This is a genomic window from Rhodococcus sp. C1, assembly GCF_020809065.1.
GTDB classification, from domain to species: Bacteria; Actinomycetota; Actinomycetes; order Mycobacteriales; family Mycobacteriaceae; genus Rhodococcus_F; species Rhodococcus_F qingshengii.
On the sequence record NZ_CP078080.1, the window covers coordinates 3763663 to 3777708 of the forward strand.

Genomic DNA, 14046 nt, shown 5'->3' on the forward strand with positions numbered 1-14046 from the left:
TCAGCCCGAACAGAGTAGAAGCCCCACCCCGTGGGGAGGGTGGGGCTTCCTTCGGTCCGGCGCTCACGCACAGTGGGAGGGTGGTGGACATGCCGGACCGACGACACGGCAGGGAGTCAAGCTGCCGCGCCCAAGCGCTGACCTGAAGGAATGCGCCTGAGATCGTGGTTACGAGAACCATCAAACCAGACAAACTGGACGCATGTTCAGTAATCAAGAGATTCGACCCCCGCACGTCAGAAAGATCTCACTGCACCCGATAGGTTTCACTGCGGACAGGATCCACCAACCGCCGCATGACCTCGTACGCGCGGTCCGGATCCGTGTACGGCGGAATCATCATCAAAACGAGTTGACGACCATAGATGTCGTCGAGATACATCAAATCGTGGGGCTGGCCAGGGTACGGACCCCGCACTTCCAGTCCGTCGACCTCGTCGATACGACGCTGCGCGCTGCTGATCGTGTTCCAGTCGAACGCAACCCGCGCGATCGGCCCCAACCTCAGCGAAAGTGCGGATATCAGATCGTGAAGCTCCGCCGTGACGTTCGTGGCCCACGGGAACCACGCGCCGTCAACCGATGCCTGACGGCACCTTGCCCACGAAGCAGGAATCGCGGAGTCCGCGTCGGCGACGGGAAAGGTTGCCCGACATGGCGCTGCGGCGCTTCCATTGCATAGTCGAGAGTGCTGATGTGCGCCATGACGAGACTCCTTGACGGAGGATTCGTGGAACCGTCAGGCAAAGGTGCCCGGTCGTGGGTTCCATACCTTCAGACTACTCCGCTACGCAATCCCGACTACGCATCGACGGAAATGATCACGCCGGTGTCGCCGTACGGGAACGGACCATTACCGATGTGACCGAGGGTGTTGAAGAATTTCGAAATAGGCACCATCACACCGTATTTCGCTTTGACTTTGCTGCGGATCTCGTCGAATTCAGCTCCACCGCTCACCAACTGAGCGGTCCCGGTGACCGGCGACGCACCGTCGGCAACCTTTCCGCGGTTGTTGCACGGCACCACGGTGACGCGTGGGTTGTTGCGCAGCCGCTTGGCCTTACCCGATTTCGAGGAAGTCCAGAAGCCGATACGTCCGTCAGGCAGAGGCACGACCCACGTCGGCGTGGCTACGCCGTCACCACTCTTACGAAATGTGGTGACCGAGATCGTCTTCTCTTCGCCCAGGGACATGAGACGAGCGTATGCCTCCACGAACTCCACGACCATGCACGCGAATGAATTTTCTCTACCCCAGGAGTTTCAAAACGGACAATTATCCGGACGAAGGTGAACAACAGGTGCCGAGTGGTGGAAATGTCGCGGAACGACCACGTCTGAGGTCGATTTGAGGCCCGGAGGTGTTGGAACATGACTTCTCGTGAATGCGGAACTCATCGTTCTCCTCGTCGTCGTCGTAACCGCTCTGGGGTTCGACTTCACCAACGGTTTTCATGACACTGGCAACGCTATGGCCACGTCGATTGCAACCGGCGCCCTCAAGCCCAAGGTGGCAGTCGCTCTGTCTGCTTCCTTGAACCTGGTCGGAGCTTTCCTCTCGGTAGAGGTTGCTGCCACTGTGGCCAAGGGTGTGGTGAACCTCGGAAATGTGGGTGGCCAAGCGCTGCTCACCATCGTCTTCGCCGGCCTTGTCGGCGGCATCATCTGGAACCTGGCAACGTGGTTGCTCGGCATCCCCTCGAGTTCCTCACACGCGCTGTTCGGCGGACTGATCGGCGCCGCAATCGCGTCCCTCGGAATGAGCGGTGTCGCCTGGAGCGGCGTCCTCAGCAAGGTTGTCATCCCCGCAGTTCTCGCGCCCGTCGTGGCCGGCTTGGTTGCCGCGGCCGGCACCTGGCTCATCTACCGCATCACCTCCAACGTCGGAGAAGAAACCAAGGACAAAGGTTTCCGACTCGGCCAGATCGGTTCGGCTTCACTCGTTTCCCTCGCACACGGCACCAACGACGCTCAGAAGACCATGGGCGTCATCTTCCTCGCCCTGGTCGCCCACGGAACCATTTCCGCCGACGCGGACATGCCGTTCTGGGTCAAGCTCACCTGTGCGCTCGCGATCGCTGCCGGAACCTACCTCGGCGGTTGGCGAGTCATCCGCACTCTCGGCAAGGGACTTGTCGAGATTGCCGCACCACAAGGCATGGCAGCCGAAGCATCCTCTGCTGCAATCATTCTCACCTCCAGCCACCTCGGCCTTCCGCTCTCCACCACCCATGTGGCGACGGGTTCCATCATGGGAACCGGTCTGGGACGCAAGGGCGCCGAAGTTCGTTGGGGCGTAGCCGGACGTATGGCGGTCGCCTGGTTGATCACTCTTCCGTCCGCTGCAATCGTCGGCGCTCTGTGCTGGGGACTGGCCGACATCGTCGGCGGCCTGCCCGGTGTCCTGGTCGTCTTCGCCGTGCTCATCGCGTTGGCCGGCTGGATGTACCTGCGCTCCCGCAAGGAGCCCATCGATCCGAGCAACGTCAACGCCGAGTGGGACGGCGGCCTGGTGCCTGCAGAGGTCCCCGGTCCGGACGCCCGCGTCACCACCGACGCCAAAGCCTGAAAGAGGGAATCGACATGGATATCTTGAAAAACACCGTCGACTCGCTCTGGCAGGTCGTACTGGTCGGCCTCCTGCTGGGCGCCGGACTACCGGCGATCTTCGCAATCGGCCTGAAGTCGCTCGACGCCGGACAACGTGGCAGTGGCGGCGGGAGCACTGCCGTCGCGGCTCGCAGTCCGTTGGCCGTGGCAGGCGCAGTGGTGTGCTTCGCGGTCGTGCTCATCGCGATCGTCACCGGAATCCTCTTCATCATGCAGGGCTTCCTCAGCCACACATTCGGCATCGAGATCTTCTGATCCCGTGCGCCCTCACGAGCGGAAAGACATCACCGTGACTGCACCGACTCCATCCCTTCCTCAATCCATTCTTGACTGGCTTCGCGCCGGCTACCCCGAAGGCATACCGCCCAAGGACCGCATTCCGCTGGTCGCATTGCTACGACGCAAACTCTCGGACGCGCAAATTCGAGACATTGCCATCGGCGCTGCACTCGCAGAACTGAGCGACGTCAACAGCGACCAGGTGATCTCGAGCGACGAGATCAGCGCTCAGATCGCCGATCTGACGAGCCAGACTCCCTCGGACGAGGACATCGCGCGCGTTGCCTCCGTCCTTGCTGCCGCCGGGTGGCCCCTCGCTGATCTCGACAACCACTGAAGCTCGATTCGTTGAGTCTTCCACCACTTCTGGCTTCGATACTCGGCTGGCTGCGTGCCGGGTATCCGAACGGTGTGCCGGAGCAGGACTACGTCCCTTTGATGGCCCTGCTCCGGCGACAACTGTCCGACGACGAGATCGCCGTTCTTGCTGACGATCTCGTCGCCGGCTTTCCGCTTCCGGTCGATCCGATCGACTTTCCCGGTTCGGTCGATCCGATCGACATCGGCGTCCTCATCACCAAGGTCACCGACGATATTCCGCACGAATCGGACGTCGCTCGGGTACGTGAACACCTGATTCGTGGAGGTTGGCAAATCGTGGCACAACCTCCGGTCGACGACGCCTGACGGCATTACGGTAAATCGGACCAGTTTGATAACGAACCGGTAACGGTGCCGTCGAGGTCAATACAGACCACTTAGTGTCATAAGGAATTCCGCGCCTCGGGGGGCTCGGTCGGATTTCGGTGTGCAAGCACCTTTGGGGCGGGAGTGATACATGCACGAGGCTCACACAGATTTGGCGAAGAACCCAGATATTTCGAACCCGGATCTTTCGAGAAACCGTATTTCGAAACGAATCAAGCGTCGGATCCTGGGCCTCGCAGCGACAGCACTCGCACTCCCCCTGACCGCAGGCCTGATCAGCGGATCGGTAGCGACCGCAGCGCCCGCGCGTACCGCCCCGGCCGGTGGCTACGAGGAAGTGTTCGTAGACTCGTCGATGGGACCGATCAAGGTTCAGATCCAGTGGGCTTCGCGCGGCGGCAACGCGGCGCTCTATCTTCTCGATGGCCTACGAGCACGCGACGACCGAAACGCATGGAGTTTCGAGACCAACGCTCTCGAGCAGTATCGCGGCGACAACGTCACGCTGGTCATGCCGGTCGGCGGGCAGTCCAGCTTTTACTCCGACTGGTATGCGAACAGCAATTTGAATCGCCAGCCGGTCACGTACAAATGGGAAACCTTCCTCACCCAGGAACTTCCCGCCTATCTGGAATCGCGCGGCGTCTCCCGAACCAACAACGGCGTGCTCGGACTGTCCATGGGTGGCAGCGCGGCACTGACGCTAGCCGCCTACCACCGCGATCAGTTCAAGTTCGCCGGTTCGCTCTCGGGATACCTCAACATCTCAGCTCCAGGCATGCGTGAGGCGATCCGGGTGGCCATGGTCAGCGCCGGGTCCTTCAATGTCGATGCAATGTGGGGACCGCCGTGGAACCCCGCTTGGCTCCGCAACGATCCCTTCGTGTTTGCACCCGAACTGGCTGGGCTCTCGCTGTACATATCCGCTGCGAGCGGCCTACCCGGGCAGTTCGATCAACCGCGTCGTCCCGTCGACTTCGTAAACACCGGTAGTGCAATCGGCCTCGAAGCACTGGCCTTGATGAACTCACGCGCATTCCAGTTGCGCATGAACTCGCTGGGAATTCCGGCAACGTACAGCTTCCCGGCCAACGGCACGCATTCGTGGCCGTACTGGGGTGCGGAATTGTGGAAGGCCCGAGGCCAGATCCTCGACACCCTCGACGCTTGGTGAACTGACAACTGGATCAACGACAATCGCAGGCCCCGACCGATGTTCGTTCGGGGCCTGCGCCGTTCGAAAATCAGAGCGTGGCAAAGAGATCCACGGTGTTGCCGTCCGGATCGAGAAGAACGGCGTAACGCTGGCCCCACACGGCGTCGAAGGGCGCCTTGTGCCCGGGGAACTCTGCTGTTATGCGCTGATACGCCTCGTCGACTGCGGCGGGAGTCCCGAAATCGAAGGCCAAGGCGACGGGGTGTCGACCTTCCCCGACGGCGAAGTCAGGATCGAAGCTCGCGATGGTGGACAGCGCGTCCCAGGCCAGCCGAAGCCCACCGTCGAAAGTGAACTCCACATGCGGAGCGTCAGCGGGTGTTTCCGGAATGCCGAGCCCGAGGGTTCGGTAGAACGCGAGGGAACGAGCGAGATCGTTGGTGACGATTCCGACGAGATCGAGTCTCGGAGAGACGGACACGGTATTTCTCCTGTTTCAGGTCGAGAAGTGATCGGCGAGTGTGTGACGATGATCTGATGACCGGCGCTGACACCCTCGCTCTCGACGGTAGTCGGACGGTAGCGTCGAGTCTTGAACAAAACGGCCACACCTATATCGAGACTCAGATCACCGATTCGGCCGGCGTCTTCAGTTGCACGTGGAAAAGCACCAGCGAAGCCCATACGCCCACGGAAGCAAAGCGGATTCTTCCCGATCTCTGCGCCGACTTCATCGTCGACAGCACCGGAAAGTCGTGGCTCGTCGGACCTGCCACCGGTGCCGATCTGGTTTCGGTCGCCGCCGGTACAACCATGTGGGGCATCCGGATCAATCCACCGGCTCTGCGGAGCCTGCTCGGCACAGCTGCCGACGCGGTGCAGGATTCGAAGATCGCCTTCGACGACATCCTCACTTCCAGACAAGCGCGGGTACTTGCCGACGCCCTTAGCCACGAGGCAGTCGACGCTCACCTACTGGGCCAGTTGTGGCGCGGACTGGAACCCGACCACGGAATCGAGCGTGGTTACTCCGCGCTCATCTCCTCCCCTTCGACGCCGATACGAGAGATTGCTGCAGACCTCGGTGTTTCCGAACGTCATTTCAGACGATCGATCACGTCGGCAGTCGGGCTGTCCCCCAAACTGATTCAGAAGGTGCAACGAATGCAGGACGTGTTGACTCTCAGCCGCGGCGCAAAACTCACGCTGTCGTCGCTGGCCGGTCGCGCCGGCTACGCCGACCAAGCCCACCTCGCGCGCGATACGCGAGCGCTGTCAGGCCTGACACCGACTCAGCTACTGCGCGAGCACCGGTAACGATGAGCGAAGACCTGTTCGCCGCCCTCGATCACCTGGCTGCCACGTCAGCTGTCGTGATCGATCGCCCCCGAGGGTCGGCACACCCGCGGTACCCCGATGCGATCTATCCGCTCGACTACGGCTATCTCGACGGCACGGTCAGCGCGGACGGCGACGGGATCGATCTGTTCCGAGGCTCGGCTGTCGGCAACGGTGTTGTCGCCGCGGCCGTTATTGCCGACATCGTCAAGAAGGACGTGGAAGTCAAGATCCTTCTCGAATGTACTGCGCCTGAAATCGACACTGCCACACTATTTCTCCGCGACGTTCTAGGTCTCGGTGCCACTGTCTTGCGGCGCGCCGTCAGCTGAGTTCGTCGAATCGCGGAACAAGATGCTCCGCAACCCACTTCGCTTCCTCGATCAGAGGCCAACCTGCCAGGATCAGTGCAGTCAAACCGGTTCGGCTGCGAAGCGTGCGTACCGAGCCCGTGATCGAATCCGGATCACCGACGTAGTACACCGCCGATGACCCGGTGCCGAAGATATCGAGGGGTGACCACGCCGTGATACCCGCGTACAGCCCGTCACCGACGTACAACTCCTCCGGTTCCGGAAGTCGGCCGGAAGCAATCTTGTCCGCCCAACCCTGCCGCTGAGCGTCGCGAGCGGTGAAAGTCTTGAGGTCTTGCTTCCCCAGAGTGCGACGACGTACTGCGTTGTCCAAGACATGAGCGATCTGCTCGACGCCCGTCTTCTCGAACAACGAACGGAACCGGTCGTGCGCCTGCGCCTTGGTGGGGCGAACGATCACACCGGTGAGCGCACCGAAGTCGGTGAACTCGCGCCCGGCTGCCTCCGCCGCCGCCCGTGCGGCAGAGAATTTGTCTTCGATGAACGAAGTCTCGCGCAGCATCGCCAAGTAGGTGTCGAGCACCTTGCCTGAATTCGCCAGGCCTGCAGGCGAATCACCGGTACCCCACAGCGGAACCTGATGCCCAGCGGGCGCATCGATACGCAGTGGTGTGTTGGGAAAGTTCGACTCCGTGCCTTCGGCGTAGATGCGGCGGAAGTCCGCCCAGTACTGCTCCCCCAACTCGTAACGCTCGTCGTGGGGCACGTTCATGTCGTACTTGGTCAGGATGTTCTCGCGTCCGTTGACCGAGTTGATCAACAGTCGGCCGCCGCTGAAGGCGTCGAAAGTCAATGCCTTCTCCGCCAGCAGTCGCGCCGGCGTCATGTTCGCGTAGACGGCGACGAGGAACTTCATGCGCGTGGTGTGCGCTGCCGCCCACGTCGCCGAGATGAACGGATCGTTCGGCCAGGTGGCAACAAGCGCACCTTCGAATCCGCCGTCGTCGATGGTCTTCGCGAGCTCGATCTGCCTGGCCCCGTCCACGGGGAACAACCCACCGGGGCTCCACGGGTAGTCCCCGTCGGCCTGGGTGAGATACCAGAATGTCTTGATGCCCATCAGTTCTGCACTCCAGCCGGCAGGTCGAACGATTCGATTCGGGCACGTGAGCGGATGGTGTCCGCATTCACGTTGTAGAGCGCGTCGAGGTACGCGACCGCGAAAGAACCGGGGCCCGAGGCATTTTCCTCGGCGATCTCCGATGCCACGGCAACATGCGTGTGCGCGGCAACCAATCCGTCCAGCGCGGTCGACGTGACGGCGAGGTAGGCGGCGACAAGACCGCCCAGAGAGCAACCGGTACTGGTCACGCGCGGCAACAGTGCGCTGCCACCGGAGACTCGGATGCCCCGAACGTCACCGCCCGCATCGCGGCCGACGATGTAGTCGACCGGTCCGGATGCCGACACGGCATCTGCATGCTTCAAGAGTGACAGAGCGGCGGGCACTGCGTCGGCGGAATCGGAGGCACTGTCGACGCCGCGGGTGTCACCGCCGAGTCCGGCCAGAGCGATGATCTCCGACGCGTTCCCCCGGATTGCGCTGGGGTGAAAGCGCAACAAGTCCACAGCGATACCGCTCCGCCAGGGTAGTCCGCCGACACCGACGGGATCCAAAACCCATGGCGTACCGGCAGTTCGGGCCGCTTCTGCTGCTATCAGGAAAGCTTCGGCTGTCCCGTCGTCCGGCGTTCCGAGGTTGACGAGCACTCCCCCGGCGATGGCAGCGAACCCACCCGCTTCGTGGACGTTGTCGATGTGAGCGTTGCTTGCGCCGGCGGCGAGCAGAACATTGGTCAAGAAGTTCGCAGAAACGATGTTGGTCAGCGACTGGACGAGCGGTACCTGATCGCGGAGTGCGTCGATCGCCGACGCGACGGTTTCGACAGAGACAGTGTCAGACATGAGAATTCCTTCAGGACGGGAGGTAATTGAGGACTGCGGCGATTCAGGACCGCGGACATCGAACATCCGCAAGTGCGCCGCCGGGCTCACCGCCGACAACCATCGGCAAAACCGGATCTGCAGTCCATTCCTCCAACGAGCCGTCGTAGACCTTGACGTCCTCATAACCGCCGCGGATCAGCGCAAGTGCTGTCAGGCACGCCGAAACTCCACCGCCGCAATAGATCACGACAGGGTCGGCGGCGGTTGGTAGAACGTCGGCCGATTTCGACAACACTTCCTCGACTGGAAGCATCCGGGCATCGGCGTCGAGGAGACTCTTCGCGGACAGATTCACGCTTGACGGAATATGTCCGCGTCGCGAATATCGCGTCTTCTCCGTTCCCTCGTACTGCTCAGGCGCCAGCGCGCACACCAGCGTTCCGGCTTCTCCTCCTGAGGACAGTGAGGCAACGCGAGGTAGATCGACCCACAGGCCAAGGTCCGTCACACCCCAACGCTTCGACGCCGACGCGTGGGTGACGTCGTCGCCGCTCGCGAGGGCGAAGCCGCATCGAGTCCATTCGGCGAGGCCACCGTCGAGGACCCTTGCTTCGATGCCGGCGTTGCGAAACACCCACCAGAGCCGTGATGCCCAAGTGGTCGAACCCTGGTCGTAGATCACGATTGTCGCACCCGGTTCGATACCACTGGATTGGAGATCGGAAATCAACTGCTCCGTTGACGGGCGTGTGAAATGCAGCGCCGCTTCCCTTTCGGAAAAGACGTCCATGAGGTCGACGTGTCGGGAACCCGGGATGTGCGAGGAAACCCAGCCGTCGTACCCGGACTCCGGGCGATAGTCGCCGTCAAATCGCGCGGGAGGAAAATGAACTGTCGCGTCGAGCACAGCGACGCCTCCCTCGCGCAGCATCGCGTCGAGTTCAGCAGCACTCACCAGCGGCGACGCGGTCTCTCCAGCCACTTCAGACCCTCTCCCTCGGAAACGAACAAGCACGAACCTAAATGAGTACTAGCGTATACGCAAGTACTCACTCGTCGCCGATGGCATAATCGAACGCGCTCTACTTGCATGCACAGGAATGAGGACACATGGATCTCGACGCCGATACGAGCACCACCGATCTGCTGGTGCCGGAGGCTGCGCTGGGCCGGTCCGATCAGACCTCGCGGCAGTACCTGCGCCTGCGAGCCGACATCCTGGCCGGCAAGTTCCCCCAGGGCTCTCCGCTGCACGAGACTCAATTGTGCGAATCGTACGGCGCATCGCGTACCCCGATCCGCGAGGCACTCAACTGGCTCGCGCACGACGGTCTACTCGAACGAGCCGCCCGCGGTTTTCGTGTCCGTTCCGGCACACCCGAGGACGTCATCGAAATCTACGCAGCGCGGGTTGCCCTCGAATCGGAAGCCGCCGGCGCCGCCGCACTCCGCCACAGCGATCTCGACCTTGCCCGCCTGGACGGATTGCACGAGTTCTGCTGCACTGCAACAGAAGGTACCGAGGTTCGTGCCGGAAACTTCAAGTTTCACGAGGCCCTCTGGCAGGCCGCCCACAATTCCACGATCACCTCATTGCTGATCCGCCTCACCACCCAACTGCGAATCTACGACAGCGGCCCGCCGTCGAACTACGGCGAACCTGACCTGCTCAATTCGGAGCATCAAGAGATCCTGAACGCCATCCGCGCCCGGGACGAATCGTCCGCACGTGGTCACATGCGCAACCATCTCGAGCGCAGCCGCGACCAACGAATAAGGATGTTCGCCAGCCGCTGACTTCAGACAGCCCAGATTTCTGCACGCCGACGCCTGCGCCGCCGTCGCTCAGACGGGGAGCGTGCCGGTGTCGACGTCGTACACGCTCTCGGCCGGGCTCGACATCACTCGATCCGCCATCTCCTGCTTGAGCTCTGTCAGCCGTGACTCGTCTTCGGCCGTCCGGTCGGACTTACGGGACAGAGTGATGAACTCGTCGACGACGAACCCCTCCCGAACAGTCAGCGTGACGCCCGCGCCGCGATAGGTGATCCGAAATACATACAGCGCGAGCGTGTTTCCACGTTCACGCCTGGCCAAGGATCTGTCAACGGTGTACCGCCCTTCGGTCACCGCGCGCGTGACCAACTCGAACGCATCGCGCACTCCTGGTCCGCCGTGTGCGGTGGCCACGACCAGGTCACGACGCTCGACGGAGCCCTCCGCGCCGAACACACCGAGAGCACGCTCGAGAACCTTGTAGGCATGGGCCACGCCGCCCGGGGCCTGCGGACCGTGATAGCGGAGGGCGTCCTCGTACGTGAAGTCGAGCGTCGTCCCGTGATCGGTCACGGTGAGCGTGGTGGTCATGATGGGCGTCCTTGCCGGTCAGTGCTGGCGGTCGATCGGATTGATCCGCGAGACGATGAGCGGATCGATCGGGGTGAAAGGGAAGTGCGGCAGCTCCCGCTCCGGAACGCCGAACGAGGCCGAGAGAACGCTGCGCGAGAACGCGGAAGCCGTTGCACGGTAGCCTATGTCGCCCGGTGTCGGCTGGTCGAAGAAGATGAGGAAATTGATGTCCTCGTCGCCTAGAACCTCGATATGATGGGGATAGGCACGCGGAACGAAATACACCTGACCGGGCTCCAGTAGGTAGGTGTCGAGTGATCCGTCGGGATCGAGAACCGTCATCCGCCCATGACCACGATGCACGTATCCCATTTCGGCAGTGACGGGATGCCAGTGTGGCTCACGCATTCCACTCTCGCGAATAGTCAACGAGTACATCGAAAGATCTTCCAGCGCCGCCCAATACTGCTTTCGCGCCACTTTCGCCTGTCCGTACGGATATGCGAGAGGCGCGATCTGGCCTTCGAGATCGAAGAGATGCGCGTTGGGAAAGCCGGCGGTATCGGGAACGACGGCGGCGCCGTCCCGCCGAACTATCTGGGACGCATCGGCCCTACCGAAGACGTCGAAGGCTGACGCGGCGAGGTCGTAGGTATTGCCGAGCACCGCGTTCGACATTGCGCTGACGCTACTCTGCAACGAAAAGTGCTGCGGGAGTGAAGTACGCAGGGCAGCGATGATCTCCGCCTCCTCCTCTCCGACATTCTCGATGTGATAAATCGCGCCGGATTCGACGTGATAGATCTGCCCCGCTCGCACCACGAAGCTGGCGAACTCGTCAGCATTGCCCAGCATCGAGACGAGCACGGTTCCGCTGGTGACGTAGGCGATCTGGTTCGCGTTGACGTTCCATTGTGGTTCACGGATCGCGCCGGGACCGAGAACAATTCGTTTGATCGACAGACCGGACAGGATCGGCAACGAACTCGTGTCGAGTTGCGAGATCGACCCAAGTTCGTTCTCGAAGACACTGGGGCCATTGCATAGTGAGGCAACGTGTGTAGACATGGCAATTTTATCCTTCCCACTCTGGTCCTTTCGACTCCGGTCCTTCCGCCTCGCTGACGTCAGTCCTCGATGAACGCGAGAATGTCCTGGTCCAGTGTCTTCTGATATGAGCCGTAGATGCCGTGAGGTGCGCCCGGATACACCTTCAGCGTGCCCTTCTTCACCAGCTTGATCGCCTTCTCGGCCGCTGCGCCGATCGGCACGATCTGATCGTCGTCGCCCTGAGCGATGAGGAACGGAACGTCGATGGCTTCGAGATCGGAGGTCTGGTCAGTCTCCGAGAATGCCTTGACGCAGTCGTAGGCCGCGGCGAGGTTGACCAACATACCTTGCCGCCAGAAGTCGTCCTTCGCCCCTTGCGAGACGTCGGCACCTTCGCGGTTCGCGCCGTAAAAGCTCTCGCTGAGATCCTTGTAGAACTGCGATCGGTCTCGCAGAACTCCCTCACGGATGCCGTCGAAGACCTCGATCGGTGTGCCTTCGGGGTTGCCGTCCGACTTGACCATGATCGGCGGTACGGCGCCGGCGGTGATCACCTTGGCCACGCGCCCTTTGCCGTGCTGCGCCGCGTACCGGACCACTTCCCCGCCGCCGGTCGAATGGCCAACCAGGACCAGGTCTTTCAGGTCGAGTGTGTCGATCAGCTCAGCGAGGTCCTTGGCATATGTATCCATGTCGTTGCCGGTGTACGTCTTCGACGAGCGACCGTGTCCTCGACGATCGTGCGCGATGGTCCGGTATCCGGCGTCGGCGAACAACTTCATCTCGACCTGCCACGCGTCAGAACTCAGCGGCCACCCGTGGCTGAGGACGATCGGCCGACCGACGCCGTGCTCGGTGTAGTAGATCTCGGTTCCGTCGGAGGTGGTGATGTAGGGCATGCTCTGCTCTTCTCTGTCGAGTCGTGGACTGAGATCCGGACACGGTGCCCGGTTTCCTCACTCTGCGAGTGCCCACTACGGGGGCAGTCGACTCATCGATCGACAGAAATGTGCGTGGGGGCAGAAGACTCCGGCCCGACACCACGAAGCGTGGTGCCGGGCCGGAGCCTTCAGTCAAAGGGAAACGATCAGTAATCGTCCTCCGTGTAGACGATCATCCCGCGCAGATTCTTTCCTTCGAGCATGTCGGCGTACCCCTCGTTGATCTCCTCGAGCTTGTAAGTCTTGGTCACCAACTCGTCGAGTTTGAGTGCGCCGCTTCGGTAGTGATCGAGCAACTTGGGAATCTGGGACCGTGGCCCTACCCCGCCGAAGATGGCTCCCTGCAAACGCTTCTGCAGAAGGGTCAGCTCGAAGAGGCTGAGCGTCACCTGCGAATCTGCGTAATGCCCCATTCCGACGACCACGACCTGGCCACCCTTGCCCGTCGCGCTGAGCGCGGGCTGAATGATGTCGCCGTGAATCTCGCCCACGGTGATCACGGTGACGTCGGCCATCTTGCCCCAGGTGATCTCGCCGATCACCGGTAGCGCTTCCTCGAGGGAGGCAAAAGTGTGTGTGGCGCCGAATTCCTTTGCCTTGTCGCGCTTGAACTCGACGGGATCGATCGCGATCACAAATCGTGCTCCGGCGGACGCCGCACCCTGCACCGAGTTGATTCCGACGCCGCCGACGCCGACGACCACCACCGTGTCGCCGACCTTGGCTCCACCGATCGCGGTGGCCGATCCCCAACCGGTGGCAACACCGCAGCCGAGCAAGGCCGCCTTGTCGAGCGGGATGTCCTTCTCGATTTTGATCACCGACGCCTCGTTGACGGTCACGTACGGCGAGAATGTTCCGAGCAGACACATCTGGATGACCGGCTCGTCGTCGAGGGTGACGCGGTACGTCTTGTCGGAGATCGCCTGCCCGGTCAACAGGCCGGCGCCCTCGTCGCAGATGTTCTGCAGACCCTTCGCACAGGACGGACAACGTCCGCACGCCGGGATGAAGGCGAGAACCACGTGGTCGCCTTCTTCGACGCTCGCGACACCCGGTCCGACCTTCGTCACCACTCCGGCTCCTTCGTGCCCGCCCAGGGCCGGGTAGAAGGGCAGCGGGCTGGCGCCCGTACGCAAATGTTCGTCCGAATGGCACAGCCCCGATGCGGCGAGTCGGACCTGCACCTCACCCGAGACCGGGTCCCCCAGCTCGACCTCTTCGATCTCCCACGCCTGACCTGGCGCCTTGACTACCGCTGCCTTGACCTTCACCTGCACTCCTCGAAATTCTTCGTGATGCACGGACGACGAAAGAACGCGCCGGCATTTGTGTCGCCGATCACACTCCA

General features: G+C 62.0%; 18 protein-coding genes. 8 read left to right on the forward strand and 10 right to left on the reverse strand.

From position 1 onward, the window contains the following. Positions 1-247 precede the first annotated feature (247 nt). Both KTR60_RS17130 and KTR60_RS17135 read right to left on the reverse strand, forming a co-directional pair. On the reverse strand, positions 248-616 hold the full coding sequence (locus tag KTR60_RS17130; RefSeq protein WP_228402288.1) for a DUF5994 family protein: 369 nt from the start codon (positions 614-616) through the stop codon (positions 248-250). A 185-nt stretch (positions 617-801) separates the two neighbouring features. Next, a complete protein-coding gene (locus KTR60_RS17135) occupies positions 802-1197 on the reverse strand; it encodes a PPOX class F420-dependent oxidoreductase (protein WP_042445944.1) in 396 nt (131 codons plus the stop codon). A 187-nt stretch (positions 1198-1384) separates the two neighbouring features. Here KTR60_RS17135 and KTR60_RS17140 point away from each other — a divergent pair, with 187 nt between their 5' ends. The 5 genes from KTR60_RS17140 (at position 1385) to KTR60_RS17160 (ending at position 4774) form a co-directional block, all read left to right on the forward strand. Then, the gene (locus KTR60_RS17140) at positions 1385-2572 is read left to right on the forward strand and encodes an inorganic phosphate transporter (RefSeq protein WP_007735433.1); all 1188 of its coding nucleotides are present in this window, start codon (positions 1385-1387) and stop codon (positions 2570-2572) included. Between the two features lie 14 nt (positions 2573-2586). Then, positions 2587-2868, forward strand: a complete 282-nt coding sequence (locus KTR60_RS17145) for a hypothetical protein (protein ID WP_003941641.1) — start codon at positions 2587-2589, stop codon at positions 2866-2868. 34 nt (positions 2869-2902) lie between these two features. After that, the gene (locus KTR60_RS17150) at positions 2903-3229 is read left to right on the forward strand and encodes a DUF3349 domain-containing protein (RefSeq protein WP_003941653.1); all 327 of its coding nucleotides are present in this window, start codon (positions 2903-2905) and stop codon (positions 3227-3229) included. An 11-nt stretch (positions 3230-3240) separates the two neighbouring features. Further along, positions 3241-3579, forward strand: coding sequence for a DUF3349 domain-containing protein (locus KTR60_RS17155; protein ID WP_007735437.1), 339 nt, complete (start codon positions 3241-3243; stop codon positions 3577-3579). A 151-nt stretch (positions 3580-3730) separates the two neighbouring features. Further along, on the forward strand, positions 3731-4774 hold the full coding sequence (locus KTR60_RS17160; protein ID WP_178377298.1) for an alpha/beta hydrolase: 1044 nt from the start codon (positions 3731-3733) through the stop codon (positions 4772-4774). Positions 4775-4844: 70 nt separating this feature from the next. Here KTR60_RS17160 and KTR60_RS17165 read toward each other — a convergent pair whose 3' ends face one another. Beyond that, the gene (locus KTR60_RS17165; RefSeq protein ID WP_030537550.1) at positions 4845-5237 is read right to left on the reverse strand and encodes a VOC family protein; all 393 of its coding nucleotides are present in this window, start codon (positions 5235-5237) and stop codon (positions 4845-4847) included. Positions 5238-5293: 56 nt separating this feature from the next. Between KTR60_RS17165 and KTR60_RS17170 the strand changes: the two genes are divergently transcribed. Further along, positions 5294-6073: a helix-turn-helix domain-containing protein gene (locus KTR60_RS17170; protein ID WP_228401073.1), complete on the forward strand. Its 780-nt coding sequence runs from the start codon at positions 5294-5296 to the stop codon at positions 6071-6073. Positions 6074-6075: 2 nt separating this feature from the next. Then, entirely contained in the window at positions 6076-6426 is a 351-nt protein-coding gene (locus KTR60_RS17175) for a hypothetical protein (RefSeq protein ID WP_003941603.1), read from the forward strand. On the opposite strand, the gene KTR60_RS17180 is transcribed toward KTR60_RS17175, so the two are convergent. Genes KTR60_RS17180 through KTR60_RS17190 form a run of 3 tightly spaced genes read right to left on the reverse strand, consistent with a single transcriptional unit; the run spans position 6419 to position 9337 of the window. Beyond that, positions 6419-7528, reverse strand: a complete 1110-nt coding sequence (locus KTR60_RS17180) for an LLM class flavin-dependent oxidoreductase (protein ID WP_228401074.1) — start codon at positions 7526-7528, stop codon at positions 6419-6421. The genes KTR60_RS17175 and KTR60_RS17180 overlap by 8 nt on opposite strands. Continuing rightward, positions 7528-8373, reverse strand: coding sequence for a hydroxyethylthiazole kinase (thiM, locus tag KTR60_RS17185; RefSeq protein WP_214514269.1), 846 nt, complete (start codon positions 8371-8373; stop codon positions 7528-7530). The genes KTR60_RS17180 and thiM overlap by 1 nt, the downstream gene beginning before the upstream one ends. A gap of 43 nt (positions 8374-8416) precedes the next feature. Further along, positions 8417-9337, reverse strand: coding sequence for a sulfurtransferase (locus KTR60_RS17190; protein WP_228401075.1), 921 nt, complete (start codon positions 9335-9337; stop codon positions 8417-8419). Positions 9338-9465: 128 nt separating this feature from the next. Here KTR60_RS17190 and KTR60_RS17195 point away from each other — a divergent pair, with 128 nt between their 5' ends. Beyond that, complete coding sequence (locus tag KTR60_RS17195) at positions 9466-10152, forward strand: GntR family transcriptional regulator (protein WP_003941581.1); 687 nt, start codon at positions 9466-9468, stop codon at positions 10150-10152. 48 nt (positions 10153-10200) lie between these two features. Here the strand turns inward: KTR60_RS17195 and KTR60_RS17200 are convergent, their stop codons facing one another. The 4 genes from KTR60_RS17200 to KTR60_RS17215 form a co-directional block, all read right to left on the reverse strand. Further along, positions 10201-10722, reverse strand: coding sequence for an FmdE family protein (locus tag KTR60_RS17200; RefSeq protein WP_158170110.1), 522 nt, complete (start codon positions 10720-10722; stop codon positions 10201-10203). A gap of 18 nt (positions 10723-10740) precedes the next feature. Further along, complete coding sequence (locus KTR60_RS17205; protein WP_228401076.1) at positions 10741-11772, reverse strand: cupin domain-containing protein; 1032 nt, start codon at positions 11770-11772, stop codon at positions 10741-10743. Positions 11773-11831: 59 nt separating this feature from the next. Further along, on the reverse strand, positions 11832-12653 hold the full coding sequence (locus tag KTR60_RS17210) for an alpha/beta fold hydrolase (RefSeq protein ID WP_003941629.1): 822 nt from the start codon (positions 12651-12653) through the stop codon (positions 11832-11834). A gap of 188 nt (positions 12654-12841) precedes the next feature. Continuing rightward, the gene (locus KTR60_RS17215; RefSeq protein ID WP_003941634.1) at positions 12842-13969 is read right to left on the reverse strand and encodes an NDMA-dependent alcohol dehydrogenase; all 1128 of its coding nucleotides are present in this window, start codon (positions 13967-13969) and stop codon (positions 12842-12844) included. Positions 13970-14046: the final 77 nt, after the last annotated feature.